Consider the following 20,959-nt stretch of genomic DNA (forward strand, 5'->3'; position numbering starts at 1 on the left):
GCCCCCCCCCCCCGCCCGCGGGCCCCCCCCCCCACCCCGCTTTTTTTTTGTAATTTTTCCTGCACCCCCCCCCCCCACCCCCCCAAAACCCAACCCCCCCCACAACTCAGCAGCCTGCACACGCCGGAGGGTGTGGACAACTCGCTGCCCGCCCCGGCGCCGCGGCCGGGAGGCGGCCATCCCGCCCCAGCGCCGCGGCGCGCCTACTTCGTGAGAACGGCGGCGACCTCGGGGATGCGGTCGATGTAGCCGGCGAGCAGCTCGCGGGCGACGGTGACGCTGTCGACGAGCGGATGCAGCGCGAACGCTTTCAGCGCCTCGTCCTTCGAGCCGGTGAGTGCCGCGGCGATGGTGTGCCGCTCCACGTCCTTCACCTGCGACATCAGGCCGATCTGGTGCAGGTTCGGCTGCTCGGTCGACAGCGGATGCACGCCGTTGGCGTCGACCATCGTGGGGACCTCGACCACCGCGTCGTCAGGAAGGCTCTTGATCGTGCCGCGGTTGCGCACATTCAGGATCATCGTCTGACGCTCGTTGCGGCTGATCGCGGCCATGACGCCGAGGGCGACGCCCGCGTAGCCCTGGTGCGCCGGGTCGGCCTCGCGCTCGCGGCTGTGCGTCGGCTCGTCCTGCGTTCCGCCCTTGGCCTCGGCCATGTAGCTGGCGCTGCGGCGCTCGACCGTCTCACGCCAGAGCTCGGCGACGCCGTCGCCGGCGGCAGATGCCCGCGAGTAGAAGTCGTTCTGCGATCGCGCCAGGAAGTCGCCGCGGGTCGCGCCCGAGCTCGTGATCGTCCGCACCGCATCCCGGTTGAAGTAGTAGTAGTAGAGGTACTCGTTCGGGATGCTGCCGAGGGTGCGGATCCAGTCCAGCCCGAAGACGTGGCCCTCCTCCATCAGACCGAGCTTCTGGTCATCGGCCATCAGCTCGGGCAGCAGGTCGCGTCCGTCGTACATCACGCGGCGCATCCAGCCGAGGTGGTTGAGCCCGATGTAGTCCATCTGCACGCGCGTGTGGTCGAGGCCCATGAGCCCGGCGACCCGGCGGCCGAGGCCGGACGGGGTGTCGCAGATGCCGAGGACGCGATCGCCGAGGACCGTCTGCATGGCCTCGGTGATGATGCCGGCGGGGTTGGTGAAGTTCATCACGTAGGCGTTCGGGGCCAGGTCTTTGATGACCTTCGCCGCCTCCACCATGACGGGCACGGTCCGGATGGCGTAGGAGAGCCCGCCTGGGCCGGTGGTCTCCTGGCCCAGGACGTTGAGGTCGAGGGCGACGTGCTCGTCGCAGCGACGCCCCTCGAGCCCGCCGACGCGGAGGGCGGCGAACACGAAGTCGGCCCCCTCGACGGCCTGGGGAAGGCTGGTGGTCGGCGTGAGCGCGGGAGCATCCGGGAAGTCGGCGGCGAGCTCGCGGAGGATCGCGACCATCGCGTTCAGGCGGGCCTCGTCGACGTCGTAGAGCGACACCTCGTCGACGCGCGGCGAACCGGTGTCGCGGAGGAGGGCCTGGTAGACGTAGGGCGTGCGGAATCCGCCGCCTCCGAGAATGCAGAGCTTCATACGACTGTGACCTCTCCGCCGGCGTTCCGGCATAGTGCGAGCGTTTCGTCGGGCGCGCCGGATGTGGTGATCAGCACGTCGACGTCGGTGAGGGAGCACAGACGCAGAGCGCCGGTCCCCGGGAACTTGGCCTCGCTGGCGAGGAGGACGACCTTGTCGGACGCCGCGATCATGGACTGCTTGATGGGGGCTTCGACGGCCATGTTGTCGACGACGTGGCCGTTGGCGCGCACACCCGTGCAGGTGAGGAAGACCACATCGGCGCTGATCTGGCTGAGCGCGAGCTCGGCGAGCGAGCCGACGAGGCTGCGGTAGTTGCGGCGCACGACGCCGCCGAGGAGCACGACGCGGACGGCCTCATCGTCTCGGAGCTCGTCGAAGACGGCCAGGTTCGACGTGATGACCGTGATGTCGCGGCCGCGCAGGTGGCGGGCGAGGAGCGGTGTCGTGGTGCCGATGTCGAGGATGATGACGCTGCCGTCGACGACCATGTCGGCCGCCGCCTTGGCGATCGCCGACTTCAGGTGGACGTCGACGGTCTCGCTGTAGTGGCCCTCCCACGCCTGGCCGCCGTGCTCTTCGACCGTGGTGCCCGGCTTCAGCATGGCGCCGCCGTAGGTGCGCGTGAGCTCGCCGTTGCGGTCGAGGATCTCGAGATCACGGCGTATGGTCGATTCGCTGACGTCGAGAGCCTCGGCCAGTTCGCGAACCGATGCCGCGCCATCGACGCGCAGCGCGCTGATGATGCGGTTCTGCCGGTCTCTCAGGATCATGCTGCTCAGCCTACCCACAATTCGCGCAGAGTTGAGCAAACTCGGTCAGCGAAACTTCTCAGGTTGCGCAGACTTAACAAAACTGCGTCATATGGGTAACGTAGACGAAACATCGGCTGCGCAGGCTGGCTACAACACCACGCTGACCCGCAGAAGATGAGCAAACCTGAGCATCCACCCGCGGATCCGCAACGACGAGGAGTCCCTGTGCCAACAGACCAGCATGCCGCACGCCCCCAGCGCGGCGCCGACCTGTTGTTCGCCGGCGAGGTGTTCTGCGATCTCGTGTTCTCCGGCGTCGCCGTCCCCGAGATCGGCGCCGAGGTCTACGCCGACGGATTCGCGGTCACACCCGGCGGAGTCGCCAACCGCGCTGTCGCCGCTGCGCGGGTCGGCGCCCACACCATGCTGCTCTCCCGGCTCGGCGACGACCCGATCGGCAGCCACATCCACGCGCTGCTCGACGCGGAGCCCGACCTGGACACCTCCCTGCTCGAGAGCGTGCCCGGACACCAGAGTCCCGTCAGCGTCTCCCTCACCGGCGAACACGACCGCAGCTTCATCACCTATCAGGAAGACCTCGGTCACCTGCACCTTCCCGACGGGATCGGACCCATCGGGGCAACCCACGTCGGCATCGCCAACGAGCTCCCGGCCTGGGTGGGGCGTCTGCGCGCGGCCGGCACCGTCGTCGTGGGCGGCGTCGGCTGGGACTCCAGCGGAGACTGGTCGCCGTCGGTGCTCGAGCGGCTCTCCGAGGTCGACGTGTTCGTGCCCAACGACGTCGAGGCGATGCGCTACACGCGCACCGACGACGCGGTGAGCGCGGCCAGGCTCCTTGCGGAACGCGTCCCGCTCGCCGTCGTCACGCGCGGCAGGGACGGGGTCGTGGCGATCGACTCCGCGAGCGGCACACTGGTCGAGGTGCCGACCGTCTCCGTCCGCGCCGTCGACCCGACCGGTGCGGGAGACGTGTTCGTCGCAACCTTCATGGCGTCGGCCGGCCACGGCTGGGACCTCGCCTCGCGCCTGCGCTTCGCCGGCCTCGCCGCCTCGATCTCGGTCACCGGATTCGGCGGTGCGGCGAGCGCGCCCACCATCGCCGGACTCCAGTCCTTCGTCGCGGCCAGCAGGCCCGACGGCGACTGGTCCTTCCTGCTCGACACCGCCTCAGCAGCCCGCTGAGCCGCGGACCCCGATGGTCTCCCGACCGCACACGATTGGAACAAGGATGAAGAAAACCCGGAAGATCCCCTTGCTCGTGGGAGTCGCCGCCGCGCTCGCACTGGGCCTCGCCGCCTGTGCGCCCGGAAGCGGCGGCTCGACTGCGAGCCAGACGCTCGGCGCCGTATCGAAGAACGTCGGCTCCGGCAAAGTCACCCTCACCGTGTGGGACCAGAACACCGACGGCGGAATCGACACCGCGCAGACCGCGCTGAACACGGCGTTCGAGAAGAAGTACCCGAACGTCACGATCAAGCGCGTCTCGCGGTCGTTCACCGACCTCAAGACCACGCTCAAGCTCGCCCTCTCCGGCTCGAACCCGCCCGACGTCGTGCAGGCCAACCAGGGCTACCCCGACATGGGCGCCTTCGTGAAGGCCGGTCTGCTTCGACCGATCAACGACTACGCCGGCCTCTACGGCTGGAAGGACTACTACCCGTCCAGCCTGCTCAAGCTCAACTCGTTCTCCGAGGACGGCAAGACCTGGCAGGGCGACAAGCTCTATGGCGTCTCCCAGACCGGTGAGGTCGTCGGCGTGTTCTACAACCGCGACATCCTCAAGAAGCTCGGCGTCGAGGCTCCGACCAGTCTGAAGGAGCTCTCCGACGACATGGCCAAAGCGAAGGCCGCGGGCATCCTGCCGCTCAGCTACGGCGACGTGGAGAAGAGCCCGGGCATCCACCTGTACGGCGTCGTGCAGGCGGCCCTGGCCGGCCAGAAGGCCGTGAACGACCTCGTCACGTCGGCGAGCGGCGCCTGGACCGACCCGGCCAACGTCGAGGCCGCCAAGACGATCCAGAGCTGGCAGAGCAAGGGCTACCTCACCCCCGGCGCCAACGGTGTCTCGCGGGATGCGGCGGTCGCCTCGTTCGGCAAGGGCGGCGCGGCCTTCCTCATCACGGGCACCTGGTACCAGGCCACCCTCGAGGAGGCACTCGGCAAGAGCGGCGTCGGCTTCACCGCCCTGAAGCCGGACGGCGCCGACGTTCCGGCGACCACCGGCGGCGAGGGCCTCGCCTGGGCGCTCACGTCCAAGACGAAGCATCCGGATGCTGCAGCCGCCTACGTCAACTTCATCACGGACAAGAGCGCATCGCAGACCCTCGTGAAGACCGGCAACCTGCCGACGGTGGTCCCGGATGACGACAAGCCCGCCGACGGCACGCTCGCCGCCGACATCACCAGCGAGTACAAGACGATCTCGTCCGGGAACGGCATCGTGCCGTACCTCGACTACACGACATCGACGTTCTACGACACGCTGACGGCAGCCATGCAGGACCTGGTCGCCGGCAAGGTCACCCCCGAGCAGTTCACCCAGACGCTCCAGGACGACTACACGAAGTTCGCGTCGAGCCGCGGTTGACCGTGACCGACACCGCGACACAGCAGACCCCGAGGGGCACGGCCGACCGCCGTGCCCCCCGGGTGGCGCGCAGACGACGCCGCAGCAGGGCCGCCTACCTCTACGTGCTCCCCGCGTTCGTGGTCTTCGCGATCTTCCTCGGCGTCCCCTTCGTGCAGACGTTCCAGTACTCGTTCTACGACTGGGACGGCCTCTCGGCGGCGACCTGGGCGGGCTTCGCCAACTACCTCTCGGTGGTCCAGGATGCCGAACTGCGCAACGCCTTCGCGCATGCGCTGGTGCTCATGGTGTTCTACTCGGTGGTGCCGGTCACGATCGCACTGTTCCTCACCGCCCTCATCTCGCGGGCCAACGGCCTGCGCGGCATGTCGTTCTTCCGCACCGCGCTGTTCCTCCCCCAGGTCATCGCCTCGGTGGTCGTCGCCACGATCTGGGTGTCGATCTACTCGACCGACGGCCTCCTCAACCAGATCCTGCGTGCCGTCGGACTGGGCGACCTCGCGCGCGTCTGGCTCGGCGACTACTCGACGGCCCTCATCGCGATCGGCTTCGTGGGAACCTGGCTCAACATCGGCCTCTGCCTGGTCCTGTTCCTCTCGGGCGTCGGCAACATCGATCCCGTGCTGTTCGAGGCGGCCCGCATCGACGGCGCCTCCGCGCCCCGGGAGTTCTTCGCGATCACCCTCCCGGCTCTCCGCGGGCAGATCGCCGTCGCGCTGACGCTCACCATCGTCTCGGCGCTCAAGACGTTCGACCTCGTCTACATCACCACCAAGGGCGGTCCGGGCACTTCCACCACGGTTCCGGCCTTCGAGGCGTACAACCGGGCGTTCAACACCGGCCAGGTCGGCTCGGCGGCCGCCGTGGCCATCGCGCTCACCGTGGTGATCATGATCGTCACCGCCCTGATCAGCAGACTCCAGCCGAAGGATGCCGAATGAGAATCTCCGCTCCCGAGAAGAGCGTCAACTACGTCATCCTGTCGCTCTTCGCGCTGTTCGCGATCATCCCCCTGGTCGGCGTGCTGTTCTCGGCCGTCACGCCCCCGAAGGAGAACAGCGGCGCGTTCACGCTGCCCACCACGATCGACCTCGGCAACTTCGGCGCGGCATGGACCCAGGGTCACTTCGGCACCTACATGTTCTCGAGCATCCTGGTCACCGTGGCCGTCGTCGTGCTGACGACCCTGCTGGCCGTGCTCGCCGGGTTCGCCTTCGCCCGGCTCGACTTCTTCGGCTCCAACGTGCTGTTCTTCGTGATGCTCGCGGGCCTGATGCTGCCGGCCGAGGCGTTCATCATCCCGCTGTACTTCAACCTGAGGAGCGTCGGCCTCGCGGACACCTACGCCGCCCTCGTCCTGCCGCAGACCGCGCAGTCGCTCGCGTTCGGCATCTTCTGGATGCGCAACCAGTTCCGCACCTTTCCCGGCACCATCATCGAGGCGGCGCGGCTCGACGGCGCCCGCGACTTCCGGCTGCTCTGGCAGGTGATCGTGCCACCGTCGCTCGCGCCGATCATGACGATGTGCGTGCTCGTCGCGATGTGGACCTGGAACGAGTTCCTCATCCCGCTCGTGCTGATCACCTCGGAGGACAAACGAACGGCGCCCCTGGGCCTCGCCTTCTTCCAGGGCGAGCACCTGACGGACTACTCGCTCCTGGCGGCCGCCGGCATCATGGTCGCGCTGCCGATCGTGATCCTCTACTTCGTCCTGCAGAAGCGCTTCATCTCGGGGATGCTCGGCGGGATCGCCACGAAGTAGCGCCACTCGGCCCGTTCGCGTGCGCAACTCCGGAGAATCGGCCCGCGCGGCCTCGTCTCCTCCGTCGTTGCATGCGGGCGGGCGGCGCGTCGCCCAGGTTCTCCGGAGTTACTCGCCGGCCGCCTTGCGCTTCTCTTCGAGCTCCCGCTGCAACCGTTCCACCTGGGCGCGCTTCTCGTAGAACTCGATCTCGCGGTCGAGCTCCGCGAGCTGCTCCTCCGTGCTGAGTGCGCCCTGCCCGGAGAACTGCCCGAAGGACAGCGGTTCGGGCATCGCGGCCGGCGTCGCGCGGCGCACCGGCAGGGCGACGCCGCCGGTCGCGGTCCCCCAGTCACGGCCGATGGCGAACCAGAGGATGCTCCCGATGAGCGGGATCAGGATGACGATGATGACCCACATCGTCTTCGGCAGGTGGCGCACCTGCGACTGGTCGCGCGTGATGATGTCGATGAGAGCGACGACGAACAGCAGCAGCGACAGCGCCGGGAGCAGAACGAACATGACCCGGATTCTATGGGGAAACCGTGCGTTCCATTCCGAACGGCCGGTTTTCCGACTCCGTGTCTCGCGCGCTGCTGGCATGCTCTCCTGAATTCAGGAGTTTCCGGCCCGCAGCGACCGCCTGCGCCTGTTTTCAGGAATGGGCGGTCGCGGGCATCCGGATTCTCCTGAATTCAGGAGGGTGGTCGGGGCGGGGGCGCCTCCGTGGTCAGCACCACGCGTTCGCCCGACCGCAGAGAGTCGCGCGCCGCGAGCGCGACCCGGAGCGCGTCGACGGCAGCCGACGTCGGGCAGCGTTCCGGGTCGACCCCGGCTTCGATGCAGTCGAGGAAGTAGCGGGCCTGCGCGACGAACGGGTCGCCGTCGTCGGCGACCACCGCATCCGTGCCCGTCGTGCCGATCACCTCGAGCGCGCTCCGGAACGCGAAGCCGTCGGCCAGGTCAGCGACGCTGAGCACCTGTGCGATGCCCCCTCCGGCGTACTCGACCGTCGTCTCGACCGGCGTGCCGAACGCCGCTCCCGCACCCGCACCCGCACCCGCCACACTCCCGTCGACCCCGACACCAAGCACCCGGATGCTCCGCACAGCGACCGGCGCGCCCAGCAGCAGGTTGGCCTGGTCGAAGTCGTGGATCGCGAAGTCCACCACCATGCCGCCCGATTGCTCCTCGTCGTCGAGCCACGACGCCCAGCGGGGCGCCGCCGACAGCCGGGATGCCCGCACCGTCCGCACCCGTCCGACCGAGCCGTCCGCCACCCGGCCGGCCAGCGCCGCGTAGCCGTCGAAGAACCGCACCACCTGCGCCACCATCAGGATGCCCGGCGCCTGTTCCGCCGCGGCCGCGACCGCGAGGGCGTCCGGCACCGTCAGCGCAATCGGCTTCTCGAGCAGCACGTTCCGGCCCGCGGCGAGCGAGCGGATGGCGAGCTCGGCGTGCGACGGCGTCGGCGTGCAGACGGACACGATCGTGACGGACGGATCGCTGAGGGCATCGTCGAGGGAGCGCGCCCAGCGGGCATCCGGGGCGTCGTCGAGCGCGGGCCGCGTGCGGGGCGAGACGACAACACCAACCGGCACCCCCAGACGCGACCACGCAGCTGCGTGCGCAGCGGCCATGCGCCCGGTGCCGACGATGGCGACCGAATGCGAACGCGCGCCCCGCGCCGACCCGTGCCGCGGCGATCCCGTCCGCACCGGACCCTCCCGCATCAGCGCACCAGGCGGCTGACCTCGGCGGTGTCGAAGAGCTTGTCGAGCACCAGCCGGCCGGCGCCCAGCACTCCGGCGCGGTCCTTGGCCACGCTCACCGCGATGTCGAGATTGTCGGTGACCATCGGCAGGCACTCGAAGTAGATCGTCGACCGCACCCCGGCCACGAAGGCCTCGGCCTCGCCGAGGATCCCGCCGAGCACGAGCCGCTGGGGGTTGAAGAAGTTCATGATGGTGGCCAGCACGCCGCCGACGCGGGTGCCCGCCTCGCGCAGCATCTGGGTGGCGAGCGGATGCGCGTCCCGGGCCAGCGCCAGCACCTCACTGGTGTCCGCCACGTCGACCCCGGCATCGCGGAGGGCCTGCACGATGGCCGCTCCCCCGGCGACCGCGTCGAGGCATCCGGTGCGGCCGCAGGAGCACAGCACCGGCGGAGCGCCGGGGACGGTCACATGGCTGATGTCTCCGGCCATGCCGTGGTGGCCGTGGTAGAGCTCGCCGGAGGCGACCACTCCGCAGCCGATGCTGGAGCCGGCTTTGACGAAGACGAAGTGCTTCACGTCGTCGTGCAGGCTGACATGCTCGCCGAGGGCCATCAGGTTGGCGTCGTTGTCCGTCGCGGTCGGCAGGCCGCTCAGCGAGGTCATCATGGCGGCCACGTCGACGCCGTTCCAGCCGGGCATCCGGGAGGGCGACACCATGAGGCCGCTCGAGTCGACGGGACCGGGGAGGCCGATGCCGTAGCCGCGCAGGCGCTGCCCGGGCTGGCCGTGCTGCGCGACCAGGTCGTCGGCGACCTCCATGATCCAGGCGAGGATGCGCCGGGGTCCTGCGCCGATGTCCATGTTGTCGTTGCGGATCGCGAGCAGGCGGCCCGAGAGGTCGAGCAGGCCGAAGGTGGCGTGGTGCGAGCCGAGGTCGACCACGCAGACGACGCCCGTGGACGGGTCGATCTCGAGGGTGCGCGGGCGTCGGCCGCCCTGCGAGACGCCTTCGCCGGCTTCGCGCACATAGCCGGCGTCGATCAGGGCGTCGATGCGCTGGGCGACCGTGGACGGCGAGAGGCCGGTGGACCGCGCGATCTCGGCGCGCGAGCGGGAGTGCCCTGAGCGGATGAGGTCGAGGATGGCGCCGGCCGATGAGCCGTGGCCCAGCAGGGCATCCGTCGTGCTGTTCATAGCGCGGCCACTCCACTCTGATCGGTTGGGTTGAGAATACTGTACTGACTTTCTGCGAAATCGCATTAAGTAATTCCAAGATTGCGTTAAACGCGTCTTACTTAGTACGCTTTCCGAAACCCGACGACAATGACGCGAGGAACACGATGACAGCAACGGATGCGCGGCCCATGGTGAGCCTGCACGCGGTCAACAAGCACTTCGGCGAACTGCACGTGCTTCAGAACATCGAACTCGAGGTGCAGCCGAAAGAGGTCGTCGTCGTCGTCGGCCCCTCCGGCTCCGGCAAGTCCACCCTGTGCCGCTCGATCAACCGGCTCGAGACGATCGACGGCGGCGAGATCCGCGTCGACGGAGAGCTGCTCCCGGTCGAAGGCGCCGCACTCGCGAAGCTGCGGGCCGACGTCGGCATGGTCTTCCAGTCGTTCAACCTGTTCGCGCACCGCACGATCCTCGACAACGTCACCCTCGCGCCGATCAAGGTGCGCGGCATGAAGAAGGCCGCCGCCGAAGCCGAGGCGATGGAGCTGCTCGACCGCGTCGGCATCGCCGAGAAGGCCCACAGCCACCCCGCTCAGCTCTCCGGCGGCCAGCAGCAGCGCGCCGCCATCGCCCGCGCGCTCGCCATGCACCCCAAGGTGATGCTCTTCGACGAGCCCACCTCCGCCCTCGACCCGGAGATGGTCGGCGAAGTGCTCGAGGTCATGGCCTCCCTCGCCGCCGAGGGCATGACCATGATCGTCGTCACGCACGAGATGGGCTTCGCCCGTCGCGCCGCCGACCGCGTGGTCTTCATGGACCACGGGCAGATCGTGGAAGAGGCCACTCCGGCCGACTTCTTCGACAACCCGCAATCCGAGCGCGCGCGCTCGTTCCTGGCTTCCGTCCTGTCGCATTAGCGAACGGAAGGCACCGCCCTGCACCAACCCGATCGCGCCCGCGATCCTCAACGAAGTAACGAAAGGACGCATCACATGACCCGCACCCCCCGCAGCATCCGCAGGAAGGCGACCGTCGCCGGCATCCTGCTGACGACCGTGGCTCTCGCCGTCACGGGCTGCTCGAGCACGACCAGCCTCCCCGGCAGCGGTTCCAGCTCGAGCTCGTCGAGCGCCGATTCGGTGTTCTCCGGCGCCCCCGTCGCCAAGGCCGACCTGATCATCCCCGGCTCCACGATGGAGGCCATCAAGAAGCGCGGCAAGCTCATCGTCGCCGAGGCGCTGGACGCCCCGCTGCTCTCGCAGCAGGACCCGACCAACCCCGACCAGGTGAACGGGTTCGACGCCGATCTCGCCAAGCTGCTCGCCATCTACATCCTCGGCAAGCCGAGCGTGGAGATCGTGCCGCCGGCATCCGAGACCCGTGAGGCCATGCTGCAGAACGGCACCGCCGACGTCGTGTTCAACACCTACACGATCACGCCGGAGCGCGCCACGCAGATCGACTTCGCCGGACCCTACTTCGAGTCCGGCCTCGCGGTCGCCGTCAAGAGCGACAACACCTCGATCAAGTCCGTCAAGGACATCGACGGCAAGAACGTGATCGTCGGCGCCAACACGCCCGCGGTCACCGAGGTCCCGAAGGTCGCGCCCACCGCCAAGGTGACCGCTTTCGGCACCGACCCGGCCGCCGTCCAGGCGCTCATCCAGGGCCGCGGCGACGCGTACGTGCAGGACTACACGCTGCTCGCGAGCGACGCCGCCAGCGAGAAGCAGATCAAGGTCGTGGGCGAGCCGTTCACCAAGGAGCCGTACGGCATCGGCCTCAAGCACGGTGACTCCGACTTCAAGTCGTTCATCAACGACTGGCTGAAGACGATCCAGAAGGGCGGCCAGTGGGGCAAGGCGTGGAAGACCACGCTCGGCACCGTGACCGACTCGGCCATCCCGACCCCGCCGGAGATCGGTTCGGTCCCCGGTTCCTGACCGGCCGGGATGCGGCGGAGTGCCCACACAACCTCCGCCGCATCCCGTCCTTCACCCTTCTTTTCACCCTCCCTCCGACCCGGACCCAGTGAGCGCCCCATGAATCCCCTGATCGACAACCTCGGGCTCATCGCCCAGGCTCTCGGCACGACCCTGATGATGGCCCTCATCGCCGGGGTCGGGTCGATCGTGCTTGGCGTGCTCGTGACCGTCGCACGGGTGAGCCCCATCCCGATCCTCCGGGCCGCGGCCTTCGCCTACGTGCAGTTCTTCATCAACGTCCCGCTGCTGGCTCTGCTGCTGCTCGCCGTGTTCGCGCTTCCGGATGCCGGCCTCCTGCTGCCCCTCACCCCCACCGCGATCATCGTGCTCACCGTGTACGAGGCCGCCTATGTGGCCGAGGCCGTGCGCAGCGGTGTGAACACCGTCTCGGTCGGCCAGGTCGAGGCATCGCGGGCGCTCGGCCTCACCCTCGGGCAGTCGCTGCGCCACGTGGTGATCCCCCAGGCCCTGCGCGCGGTGGTGCAGCCGATCGGCAACGTGATGATCGCCCTCGCGATGAACACGGCCCTCGCGGCGGCCGTCGGCGTCGTCGAGCTCACAGCCACGGTCAACAAGATCAACCTCGTCGCCGCCCAGCCCATCCTGATCTTCTCCGGCGCCGGCCTCGTCTACATGGCCATCGCGCTCGCCATCGGCCTGAGCGCCGGGTGGGTCGAACGAAAGGTGGCGATCGTCCGATGACCGCTCAGCTCATCCCCGACCGCCCGGCGCCCGGACCCACCCGCCCGGCCCGCTCCCGTGCACCGAAGCGGACATATGCCGCCTCGTTCATCTACGACCGGCCGGGGCCACGCGGCAAACGCAACATCCTGCTCGGGTCCATCATCAGCTGTGCCGTGTTCGCCATCGTGATCGGGTTCGGCCTCTGGCAGTTCGCCTCCCACGGACAGTTCGCGCCCGAACGGTGGGCGCCGTTCACCGAGTGGGCGATCTGGGAGTACCTGCTCGTCGGCCTGCTGGGCACCCTCCAGGCCGCCGCGATCGTCGCGGTGCTGGGCGGCGTGCTCGGCGTGCTGCTGGCCCTCGGCCGGATGAGCCACCAGCGCTGGCTGCGCTGGATCTGCTCGGCCTACATCGAGATCGCGCGCACGGTTCCGGTGCTGCTGGTGATCTACCTCATGCTCTTCGGCCTCCCCCAGATCGGCATCAACCTGCCCACCCTCTGGAAGCTGGTCGTGCCGCTCACCATCGCCAACTCGGCCGTGTTCGCCGAGATCGTGCGCGCCGGCGTGGCCAGTCTGCCGCGCGGCCAGCGCGAGGCGGCCCTCAGCCTCGGGATGCGCGGGGCACAGGCCATGCGCTTCGTGGTGCTCCCGCAGGCCCTCCGCAACGTCGCCCCGTCCCTCGTGAGCCAGCTGGTGAGCCTGCTCAAAGACACGTCGCTCGGCTACATCGTCGCCTACACCGAGCTGCTCTACCGTGGACAGGTGCTCGCCTCGTACCTGCACCTGCTCATCCCGACCTACATCGCCGTGACCGTGATCTACCTCGTGGTCAACGGCAGTCTGTCCGCCCTGGCGTCGCGTCTGCAACGCGGCTCGCGCCGACGCTCCTCACCTCTTCCCGACCTGCCGGCCTTGCCTGCGACCGAACACACGAAAGCCGCGAATGTCTGACCCCGCCTCCCCCTCCTCGTCGCCGACGCCCGTCGTCGCCGGCCTCGCCGAGCTCGCCGTCGTCATCCGGTCGGGCCTGATCGAGAGCCGCCACTTCGGTTCGCTCGCCGCCGTCGACCCGTCCGGTGCGACGGTGCTCGAGCTGGGCATCCCGGATGCCGACGTGCTGCCGCGCTCGACCGTCAAGCCTCTGCAGGCGCTCGCCTGCCTCACCGCCGGGGCCCCCCTCTCCGGCCCCGAGCTGGCGATCGCGGCCGGCAGCCACACGGGCGAGGACGAGCACGTCCGCGTCGTCCGCGAGATCCTGGACCGCGCGGGCCTCGACGAGTCCGCCCTCGGCTGCCCGGTCGACCGGCCCGAAGACGAGGCGACCTTCGAACGGCTGATCGCCGCGGGCGAGCCGCGGGCGCGCATCCGGATGAACTGTTCCGGCAAGCACGCCGCGATGCTCCTCGCCTGCGCGGTCAACGGCTGGTCGACCCACGACTACCTCGACACCGACCACCCGCTGCAGCAGCACGTGCGCGCCACCATGGCGGAGCTGACGGGAGTGCCCGTCTCGCACGATGCGATCGACGGCTGCGGCGCACCCCTCTTCGGCACCACCGTGCGCGGTGTCGCCCAGGCGTTCCGCGCTCTGGTGCAGGCCGACCCCGCGTCGCCCGCCGGCCAGGTGGCCGCCGCGATGCGCGAGCATCCGTTCTATGTCGGCGGCTCCGGACACCAGAACTCGACGCTGATGGAGACCGTCCCCGGCGCTCTCGCCAAAGGCGGGGCCGAGGGCGTGATCGGGGTCGCGGCGGCGGACGGCACGGCGGTCTCGATGAAGATCGTGGACGGGAGCCCCCGCGCCACGACCCTGCTCGCGTTGCGCGTGCTCGAGGCGCTCGGCACCGACGTGTCCGGTGCGACCGTGCTCACCGACCTCCCGGTGCTCGGCGGAGGCGTTCCGGTCGGCGCGATCGTCGTCGGAAGCGACCTCGCCTCCGCACTGGAGACGATCGCGTGACGCTGGTCGAAATCTGCCTCGACGATCTCGACGGCGTCTCCGCTGCAGAGCGCGCGGGAGCCGACCGCGTCGAACTATGCGCGTCGCTCGGCGAGGGCGGCATCACCCCGAGCATCGGCACCGTCGCGGTCGCCCTCCGCACGGCGACGCGCATCGGCATCAACGTCCTGGTGCGCCAGCGACCCGGCGACTTCGTCTACAGCGCCGCCGAGGTGGACGCGATGGTGCAGGACATCCTCGCCATCCGCGCTTTGCCCAACCCGGCCGGCGTGCCGCTCGCCTTCGTGATCGGCGCCCTCCGCGCCGACGGGTCGATCGACGTGCTCTCGACGGCCCGGATGCTCGAAGCGGCGGGCGACTCCCCCGTCACCTTCCACAAGGCGTTCGACCAGACGCCCGACCTCCTCGCGGCGCTGGACGAGCTGACCGTGCTCGGCGTGACGCGCATCCTGACCTCCGGCGGGGCCGCGACGGCGCTCGACGGCTCCGAGCTGCTCGCCGAGCTGGTGGTGCGGGCGGGAGACGCGGTCACGATCCTCGCCGGCGGCGGGGTGCGGGCGGCGAACGTGGCCGAGCTCGTGCGCCGAACCGGTGTCACCGAGGTGCATCTGCGAGCCGGCGCCGCCGTGCCCAGCGCGTCGCAGGCTGTCGGGGGCGCCGCATCGGTGTACGACTCCGGCGAGCGGATGGCGACCTCGGATGCCCTGGTCGGCGAGCTCCTCGCGGCGGTCGGCCGCGGAGCGCTCGGCAGCGGAGCGGGGGCTGTCGCGTGAGTGCGATCGAGACGGTGGATGGGGCCGGCGCCGCTGGCGCGGCTGCGACCGGTAGCGGAACCACTACTGCTTTGGCCGCGGCTCTGGCCGTGGCTCCCGCGGGCGGCATCGCTCCCACGGGCAGCATCGCTCCCACGGCCGTGCAGGCTCCTGCTGCCGTGCTCGCGGTCGACCTCGGCGGCACCGCGATGAAGGGCGCCGTTGTGACGGAGGGTGGCGAGACGCTCGCCGACCTGACACGGCCGACCCCCGCATCCGGAGTCGTCGAGGCGCTCGTCGCGCTCTTCCGCGACCTGCGTGCGGCCGCGGCGGACCTCGGCTGCCGCGTGGTCGGCGCCGGAGTCGCCACCCCCGGCATGATCGACGAGGAGCGTGGCATCGTTCGCTACGCGTCCAACCTCGATTGGCGGGACGTACCGCTGCGCGACGCGCTCCGCGAAGCGCTCGACCTGCCGGTCGCGCTCGGGCACGACGTGCGCGCGGCCGGCCTCGCCGAGCGTTTGATCGGCGCCGCCCGCGGGACCGACGACTTCGTGCTCGTCCCGATCGGCACCGGCGTCGCGGCGGCCCTCATCACAGCGGGCGGAACGGTCACCGGCGCCACCGGCGCGGCCGGCGAGTTCGGGCACATCCCGGTCGTGATCGACGGCGAGCCGTGCACCTGCGGTCAGCGCGGCTGCCTCGAGGTCTACGTCTCGGGAGCCGGCCTGGCCCGGCGCTACGCGGCCGCCGGCGGCGACGCGCTCAGCTCGCGCGAGATCGTCGCCCGCCTCGGCTCCGACGACATCGCGGACCGCGTCTGGTCGCGGGCGGTCGACGTGCTCGCGCAGGGCCTCAACACGCTCACCCTGCTCCTCGACCCCGACGTGATCGTGCTCGGCGGAGGGTTCTCGCGGGCCGGGGATGCGCTGCTCACCCCGCTCACGGCCCGCATGTCGGCGGGTCTCGCGTGGCGGTCCCGGCCGCGGGTCGTGCGCAGCGAGCTGGGCGGGGACGCCGGCCGCACGGGAGCCGCGATCCTCGCATTCCGCGCGGCCGGCCTCGGCGACGTCGTCGCCGGCTGGCAGGCATAGGGCTCCGGGGCCGCTCGTGTTCCGGCCCCTGTCCCCGGCACCTGTACTCAGGAGATTCCGGCCCCGCGCGACCGCCGGCTCCTGAATTCAGGAGCCGGTGGCGCGCCGCATCCGGTGACTCCCGAATAGAGGAGCGGCAGAGCTGGTGCCGGGCCGTTCCGCCAGAGGCAGGGCGCAACTCCGGAGATCGGAGGCGACACGCCGGTCGAAGTACCGTCGTCACGGGCATCCTGCGGGTTTCGGCCCGAGTTCTCCGGAGTTGCTGACGGAGATTGTTTTGAGCTATTCAAAACAAGCCACTAGGCTCGGGAGCATGGACACGGCACAGCTCGAGAACGGCCTCCGCGCCGCGGGACTGCGCGTCACCTCCGGACGGATCGCGGTTCTCGCCGCGCTCTCCGACCGGCCGCACACCGACGCCGAGACGGTGTTCCGGGCGGTCCTCGGCGAGCTTCCGGGAACCTCGATCCAGAACGTGCACAACGTTCTGGGCGACCTGAGCGACGCCGGCCTCGTGCGGCGCATCGAGCCCGCAGGGTCCGCCGCGCTGTACGAACGGCGCATCGGGGACAACCACCACCACGTCGTCTGCACCTCGTGCGGCGCGGTGGCCGATGTCGACTGCGTCGTCGGGCACGCCCCGTGCCTGACGCCGTCCGACGCATCCGGTTTCACGGTCTCGACCGCCGAGGTCACGTTCTGGGGACTGTGCCCGTCCTGCCAGCAGCGCGCGTCACAGGTCTCGTCGCGCGCAGACGTATGAATGAGGAGAAGCATGTCGGAGAACTACACCACCACCCAGACCGGAACGCCGGTCGCCAGTGACGCCCACTCGCTGAGCGCCGGCGCCGACGGCGCGATCGCGCTGCACGACCGGTACCTGGTGGAGAAGCTCGCGCAGTTCAACCGCGAGCGCATCCCGGAGCGGATCGTCCACGCGAAGGGCGGCGGCGCGTTCGGCGAGTTCGTCGTCACCGGCGACGTCTCGGCGTACACGAAGGCAGCGGTGTTCCAGCCCGGCACGGCTACCGGGACCGTGCAGCGGTTCTCCTCGGTCGCCGGCGAACAGGGTTCGCCCGACACCTGGCGCGACGTGCGCGGATTCTCGGTGAAGTTCTACACCAGCGAGGGCAACTACGACATCGTCGGCAACAACACCCCGGTGTTCTTCATCCGCGACGGCATCAAGTTCCCCGACTTCATCCACTCGCAGAAGCGGATGCCCGGCTCCGGTCTGCGCGACGCAGACATGCAGTGGGACTTCTGGACCCTCTCGCCCGAGTCGGCGCACCAGGTGACCTATCTGATGGGCGATCGGGGCATCCCGCGCTCGTGGCGGCACATGCCCGGCTACGGCTCCCACACCTACCAGTGGATCAACGCCGCAGGCGAGCGCTTCTGGGTCAAGTACCACTTCCACGCGCTGCAGGGAAACGAGCAGATCGAGGGCGCTGAGGCGGAAGCGATCGCCGGCGCGGACGCCGACTACTACCGCCGCGACCTCTACGAGGCGATCGAGCGCGGCGACTTCCCGTCGTGGAAGGTGTCGGTCCAGGTCATGCCGTACGAGGAGGCGAAGAACTACCGCTTCAACCCGTTCGATCTCACCAAGGTGTGGTCGCACGACGACTACCCGTTGATCGAGGTCGGCCTGCACACTCTCAACCGCAATCCCGAGAACTTCTTCGCGCAGATCGAGCAGGCCGCCTTCTCGCCGGCGAACACCGTGCCGGGTATCGACATCAGCCCCGACAAGATGCTGATGGCCCGGGTGTTCTCCTACCCGGATGCTCAGCGCTACCGTGTCGGCACCAACTACAACGAGCTCCCGGTGAACGCCCCGGTCGCACCGGTTCACGGCTACTCGCAGGACGGAGCGACCCGCCACGGGTTCAAGCCCGCGACGTCGCCGGTGTACGCGCCGAACTCGACCGGCGGCCCCGTCGCCGACGAGGCGCGCGCCGGTGCCGGCACCTGGGAGTCCGACGGCGAGCTGCTGCGGTCCGCCGCGACGCTCCACGCAGCCGACGACGACTTCGGCCAGGCGGGAGCCCTCTACCGCGAGGTCTACGACGACGCGGCCAAGGAGCGGTTCCTGCAGACGATCACCGGTGCGCTCGGCGGCGTGAAGAGCGACGAGATCCGCGAGCGGGCCATCGGCTACTGGACCAAGGTCGACGCCTCCCTGGGCCAGGCCCTGCGCGCCAACCTCGAGAACGGCACCCGGACCGCCGACGAGACCGCCGAGTACGTGGGCGTCGCCGACTAGGCGTCACTGCCGGACGGGCGCCCCACCGAACCCGGTGAGGCGCCCGTCTCCGCGTCGTCGCGGCATTCACAGCGGCGTCACGCCACTCGCAGCAGGATCGCGAACCCGTCCCACCCCTTGGACCCCACCGTCTGCAGCGCCGTCGCGCTCAGTCGCGGGTCCGCTGCAGCGGCCTCCAGCGCAGCGCGCGTGCCGCGCACGTTCGGGTCCGAGCTGTCCTCGTCGACCACCCCGCCGTTGCGCACCACATTGTCGATCACGATCACGCTGCCCGCGTGCGTCAACTCCATCGCCGCGGCGAGGTACAGCGCGTTGTTCGGCTTGTCGGCGTCGATGAAGACGAAGTCGTACGGTTCGACGCCGCGCTCGACGAGCTCGGCCGCCGTGTCCGCGGCCGGGGCGACGTGCACATCCACTCGGTCGAACACGCCCGCCCGCTTGAAGTTCGTCCGCGCGATGGCGGCGTTCCCCTCCTCCAGCTCGAGCGTGTCGACATGCCCGTCGTCCCCGGTCGCACGGGCCAGCCAGATCGTGCTGTAGCCGGCGAGCGTGCCGAACTCGAGGATGCGGCGCGCCCCGATCATCCGGGCCAGCATGGCGAGCAGGGCGCCCTGGTTGGGCGTGACCTCGATGTGGCCGCCGGTGGTGTCGCCGCTGGAGTCGCGGGCCAGGGCGAGCGGGGCGTCCTCGTCGACGAGGGTGTCGGCGAGGTAGCGGTCGACGGCGTTCCAGGTGTCCGGTGTGCTCATGCGCCCCAGGGTACGCCTGGGCCGGCCACCCGTCCGCCGGGCTCCGCGCCGGTGGGTGTCGTTCGCCAGTAGACGTCGGCATCCCGGGCGTGTTGGCCGCAGCTAGTGGCAAACGACGACCCAACCGGGGGCCGGGGCGGGCCGCGGCGGGCTGGGCCGCGGCGGGAGCGCTCGGGTCAGGCGGACGCCGACACCGGCGCCAGTTCGGCGAGGGCGCCGGATTCCAGCGCCACCCACACGGTCCCGTCCTCCGCGACGGCGACGCCGTGCGGCTCGCTCTCGGGGTCAGGCAGGTCGTGCGGCGCGAGCGTCCCATCGTCGGCGACCGAGATCACCTGGCCGGTCCCCCACAACGTCACCCACACACCGTCCGCCGGGTCGGCCGCCACGGCATGCGGCTTCGACCCCGCCGGGAGCGGGAACTCGGTGAGCGTTCCGTCGCGGCTCACGCGAGCCAGCGCATCCGCGAGGATCTCGGCCACCCAGACGGCGCCGTCCTCCGCGATGGCGACGCCGACCGGACCCGACCGGATGCTCGGCAGTTCGGTGAACGCGATCGCAGCGTCGCCCCCGCGTACATGCCCGATCGCGTTCCCGGCGTTGAGCGTGAACCAGAGGTCGTCCCCGGAGGCGGCGACCATCGAGACGAAGGAGCCGTCCCGCCCCACGGGGAACTCTTCGACGCGCCCCAGGATGTCGATCCTGCCGAGGGCATCCGCCCCCAGCTCGGTGAACCAGGCGGTGCCGTCGTCGAGCGCGACCACTCCGAAGGGCTGCGCGTCGGCGGTCGGAACGTCGACGGCGCCGACCAGCACGATGCGCCGGCCGCTGTCGCCGCTGCCGCCACTGCCGCTGCCACCGTCACCGCCGACACCGAGGTGCACCAGGCGGTTGCCCGTCGTGTCGGTGACCCAGACGCTCGACTCCGTCGCCCCGGCGAGCTGCGACGGCTGCGCGCCCTCACCGAGCGAGAAGTACGCGAGACCGCCGTCGGGGTCGCGCCGGCCGACCCGGCCGCCGTGCACGAGCGTGAACCACACGGCGCCGTCACGCGTCACGGCGACTCCGTACGGACCCTCGCCCGGCTCACCGACCGGATGCTCGACGACGGTCCGTCCGATCACAGGCTCACCGAGATCGTGCGGTCGTAGATGGTACGGCCGCCGACGCGGACGCGCCCGCCGGCTTCGAGCACGGTGAACAGCTCCGACCCTTCGCCCTGGCTGATCTGCACGTCCCGCCCGAGTTTGGCGGTGAGCGCGACCGCTGCCGCACCCGTCGCCTCGTCTTCGACGATGCCCAGAGCCGGCGCGAACATCCTGGCTCGCAGCGCGCCGCCCTCCTCGTCGATCCAGGCGTAGGCGTAGTGCTGGCCCGACCCGAAGGCGAGCGAATCGAGAGCGTCGACATCTGCCGGCGAGCGCAGCGGGAGCCATTCGAACGCGGGCGTCCAGGAGGCTTCGGCCGTGATCCAGGTGAGGTTGCCGTCGTCGCTCACCGCGACATCCCCGGCCTCCTCGTGCAGAGTGACCACGGGCAGGTGCTCGTGGGCCAGCCACCAGGCGGTTCCGACACTCGGATGCCCGGCGAACGGCAACTCGCGGCCGGGGGTGAAGATCCGGATGCTCGCGACGCGGCCGCCCGGCGCATCCGGGTCGATCTGATCCACGAAAACCGTCTCGCTGAAGCCGAGACCGGTGGCGATCTCCTGCTCGCGCTGGGCGGTGGCCGCCGAGCTCCGGATGATTCCCAGTTCGTTCCCGTTGGCGCCCCGGTCGTCCGTGAAGACCCGCACCACTACTACGTCGATCGTCTCAGCCATGTGGCCAGCCTCCCACGGACGCGCCCCGCACCGCCATCGCTCGCCCGTCCGCCCCGCAGTCGAGTCCGTGAAGAATCCCGCTT

21 protein-coding genes are annotated in these 20,959 nt (G+C 70.0%); 13 read left to right on the forward strand and 8 right to left on the reverse strand.

What is annotated here, in order from left to right; translation table 11 throughout:
* Window positions 1-203: 203 nt before the first annotated feature.
* Window positions 204-1,562 carry a 6-phospho-beta-glucosidase gene (locus ACFVV5_RS16715; protein WP_387246344.1) on the reverse strand — a complete coding sequence of 453 codons (1,359 nt, stop codon included), beginning with the start codon at window positions 1,560-1,562 and terminating at the stop codon, window positions 204-206.
* Window positions 1,559-2,335 (reverse strand): DeoR/GlpR family DNA-binding transcription regulator, encoded by a 777-nt coding sequence (locus ACFVV5_RS16720; RefSeq protein WP_387246346.1) that lies wholly within the window; start codon window positions 2,333-2,335, stop codon window positions 1,559-1,561. Before ACFVV5_RS16720 ends, ACFVV5_RS16715 begins: the two co-directional genes overlap by 4 nt.
* 207 nt (window positions 2,336-2,542) lie before the next feature.
* Here ACFVV5_RS16720 and ACFVV5_RS16725 point away from each other — a divergent pair, with 207 nt between their 5' ends.
* Genes ACFVV5_RS16725 through ACFVV5_RS16740 form a run of 4 tightly spaced genes read left to right on the forward strand, consistent with a single transcriptional unit; the run spans window position 2,543 to window position 6,687 of the window.
* Window positions 2,543-3,520 (forward strand): carbohydrate kinase family protein, encoded by a 978-nt coding sequence (locus ACFVV5_RS16725; protein WP_387246348.1) that lies wholly within the window; start codon window positions 2,543-2,545, stop codon window positions 3,518-3,520.
* Between the two features lie 46 nt (window positions 3,521-3,566).
* Window positions 3,567-4,925, forward strand: coding sequence for an extracellular solute-binding protein (locus ACFVV5_RS16730; protein ID WP_387246350.1), 1,359 nt, complete (start codon window positions 3,567-3,569; stop codon window positions 4,923-4,925).
* A gap of 2 nt (window positions 4,926-4,927) precedes the next feature.
* Window positions 4,928-5,866, forward strand: coding sequence for a carbohydrate ABC transporter permease (locus ACFVV5_RS16735; RefSeq protein ID WP_387246352.1), 939 nt, complete (start codon window positions 4,928-4,930; stop codon window positions 5,864-5,866).
* Entirely contained in the window at window positions 5,863-6,687 is an 825-nt protein-coding gene (locus tag ACFVV5_RS16740) for a carbohydrate ABC transporter permease (protein WP_387246354.1), read from the forward strand. The genes ACFVV5_RS16735 and ACFVV5_RS16740 overlap by 4 nt, the downstream gene beginning before the upstream one ends.
* Before the next feature lie 108 nt (window positions 6,688-6,795).
* On the opposite strand, the gene ACFVV5_RS16745 is transcribed toward ACFVV5_RS16740, so the two are convergent.
* The 3 genes from ACFVV5_RS16745 to ACFVV5_RS16755 all read right to left on the reverse strand — a co-directional run bounded on the left by ACFVV5_RS16745 (window position 6,796) and on the right by ACFVV5_RS16755 (window position 9,577).
* On the reverse strand, window positions 6,796-7,188 hold the full coding sequence (locus ACFVV5_RS16745) for a PLDc N-terminal domain-containing protein (RefSeq protein WP_387246356.1): 393 nt from the start codon (window positions 7,186-7,188) through the stop codon (window positions 6,796-6,798).
* A 173-nt stretch (window positions 7,189-7,361) separates the two neighbouring features.
* Complete coding sequence (locus ACFVV5_RS16750) at window positions 7,362-8,399, reverse strand: Gfo/Idh/MocA family protein (RefSeq protein ID WP_387246358.1); 1,038 nt, start codon at window positions 8,397-8,399, stop codon at window positions 7,362-7,364.
* Complete coding sequence (locus ACFVV5_RS16755; RefSeq protein WP_387246360.1) at window positions 8,399-9,577, reverse strand: ROK family protein; 1,179 nt, start codon at window positions 9,575-9,577, stop codon at window positions 8,399-8,401. Before ACFVV5_RS16755 ends, ACFVV5_RS16750 begins: the two co-directional genes overlap by 1 nt.
* 146 nt (window positions 9,578-9,723) lie before the next feature.
* Here ACFVV5_RS16755 and ACFVV5_RS16760 point away from each other — a divergent pair, with 146 nt between their 5' ends.
* From ACFVV5_RS16760 to ACFVV5_RS16800, 9 genes are all read left to right on the forward strand, one after another.
* Window positions 9,724-10,476, forward strand: coding sequence for an amino acid ABC transporter ATP-binding protein (locus ACFVV5_RS16760; RefSeq protein ID WP_387246362.1), 753 nt, complete (start codon window positions 9,724-9,726; stop codon window positions 10,474-10,476).
* 75 nt (window positions 10,477-10,551) lie between these two features.
* Window positions 10,552-11,502 carry a glutamate ABC transporter substrate-binding protein gene (locus ACFVV5_RS16765; RefSeq protein ID WP_387246364.1) on the forward strand — a complete coding sequence of 317 codons (951 nt, stop codon included), beginning with the start codon at window positions 10,552-10,554 and terminating at the stop codon, window positions 11,500-11,502.
* A gap of 99 nt (window positions 11,503-11,601) precedes the next feature.
* Complete coding sequence (locus tag ACFVV5_RS16770) at window positions 11,602-12,246, forward strand: amino acid ABC transporter permease (RefSeq protein WP_387246366.1); 645 nt, start codon at window positions 11,602-11,604, stop codon at window positions 12,244-12,246.
* Window positions 12,243-13,181, forward strand: a complete 939-nt coding sequence (locus ACFVV5_RS16775) for an amino acid ABC transporter permease (protein ID WP_387246369.1) — start codon at window positions 12,243-12,245, stop codon at window positions 13,179-13,181. The genes ACFVV5_RS16770 and ACFVV5_RS16775 overlap by 4 nt, the downstream gene beginning before the upstream one ends.
* Window positions 13,174-14,190: an asparaginase gene (locus tag ACFVV5_RS16780; RefSeq protein ID WP_387246371.1), complete on the forward strand. Its 1,017-nt coding sequence runs from the start codon at window positions 13,174-13,176 to the stop codon at window positions 14,188-14,190. The genes ACFVV5_RS16775 and ACFVV5_RS16780 overlap by 8 nt, the downstream gene beginning before the upstream one ends.
* Complete coding sequence (locus ACFVV5_RS16785) at window positions 14,187-14,963, forward strand: copper homeostasis protein CutC (RefSeq protein WP_387246373.1); 777 nt, start codon at window positions 14,187-14,189, stop codon at window positions 14,961-14,963. Before ACFVV5_RS16780 ends, ACFVV5_RS16785 begins: the two co-directional genes overlap by 4 nt.
* Window positions 14,960-16,036, forward strand: a complete 1,077-nt coding sequence (locus tag ACFVV5_RS16790; protein ID WP_387246375.1) for an ROK family protein — start codon at window positions 14,960-14,962, stop codon at window positions 16,034-16,036. The genes ACFVV5_RS16785 and ACFVV5_RS16790 overlap by 4 nt, the downstream gene beginning before the upstream one ends.
* Window positions 16,037-16,349: 313 nt before the next feature.
* Window positions 16,350-16,799, forward strand: a complete 450-nt coding sequence (locus ACFVV5_RS16795) for a Fur family transcriptional regulator (protein WP_387246377.1) — start codon at window positions 16,350-16,352, stop codon at window positions 16,797-16,799.
* A gap of 12 nt (window positions 16,800-16,811) precedes the next feature.
* On the forward strand, window positions 16,812-18,305 hold the full coding sequence (locus tag ACFVV5_RS16800; RefSeq protein WP_387246379.1) for a catalase: 1,494 nt from the start codon (window positions 16,812-16,814) through the stop codon (window positions 18,303-18,305).
* A 77-nt stretch (window positions 18,306-18,382) separates the two neighbouring features.
* Here the strand turns inward: ACFVV5_RS16800 and ACFVV5_RS16805 are convergent, their stop codons facing one another.
* From ACFVV5_RS16805 to ACFVV5_RS16815, 3 genes are all read right to left on the reverse strand, one after another.
* The gene (locus tag ACFVV5_RS16805; RefSeq protein ID WP_387246381.1) at window positions 18,383-19,054 is read right to left on the reverse strand and encodes an O-methyltransferase; all 672 of its coding nucleotides are present in this window, start codon (window positions 19,052-19,054) and stop codon (window positions 18,383-18,385) included.
* A 176-nt stretch (window positions 19,055-19,230) separates the two neighbouring features.
* Window positions 19,231-20,178, reverse strand: a complete 948-nt coding sequence (locus ACFVV5_RS16810; protein ID WP_387246383.1) for a hypothetical protein — start codon at window positions 20,176-20,178, stop codon at window positions 19,231-19,233.
* Window positions 20,175-20,876 (reverse strand): PhzF family phenazine biosynthesis protein, encoded by a 702-nt coding sequence (locus ACFVV5_RS16815; RefSeq protein ID WP_387246385.1) that lies wholly within the window; start codon window positions 20,874-20,876, stop codon window positions 20,175-20,177. The genes ACFVV5_RS16810 and ACFVV5_RS16815 overlap by 4 nt, the downstream gene beginning before the upstream one ends.
* Window positions 20,877-20,959: the final 83 nt, after the last annotated feature.

The sequence above is a fragment of the Leifsonia sp. NPDC058248 genome, from assembly GCF_042881905.1.
Classification (GTDB): domain Bacteria; phylum Actinomycetota; class Actinomycetes; order Actinomycetales; family Microbacteriaceae; genus Leifsonia.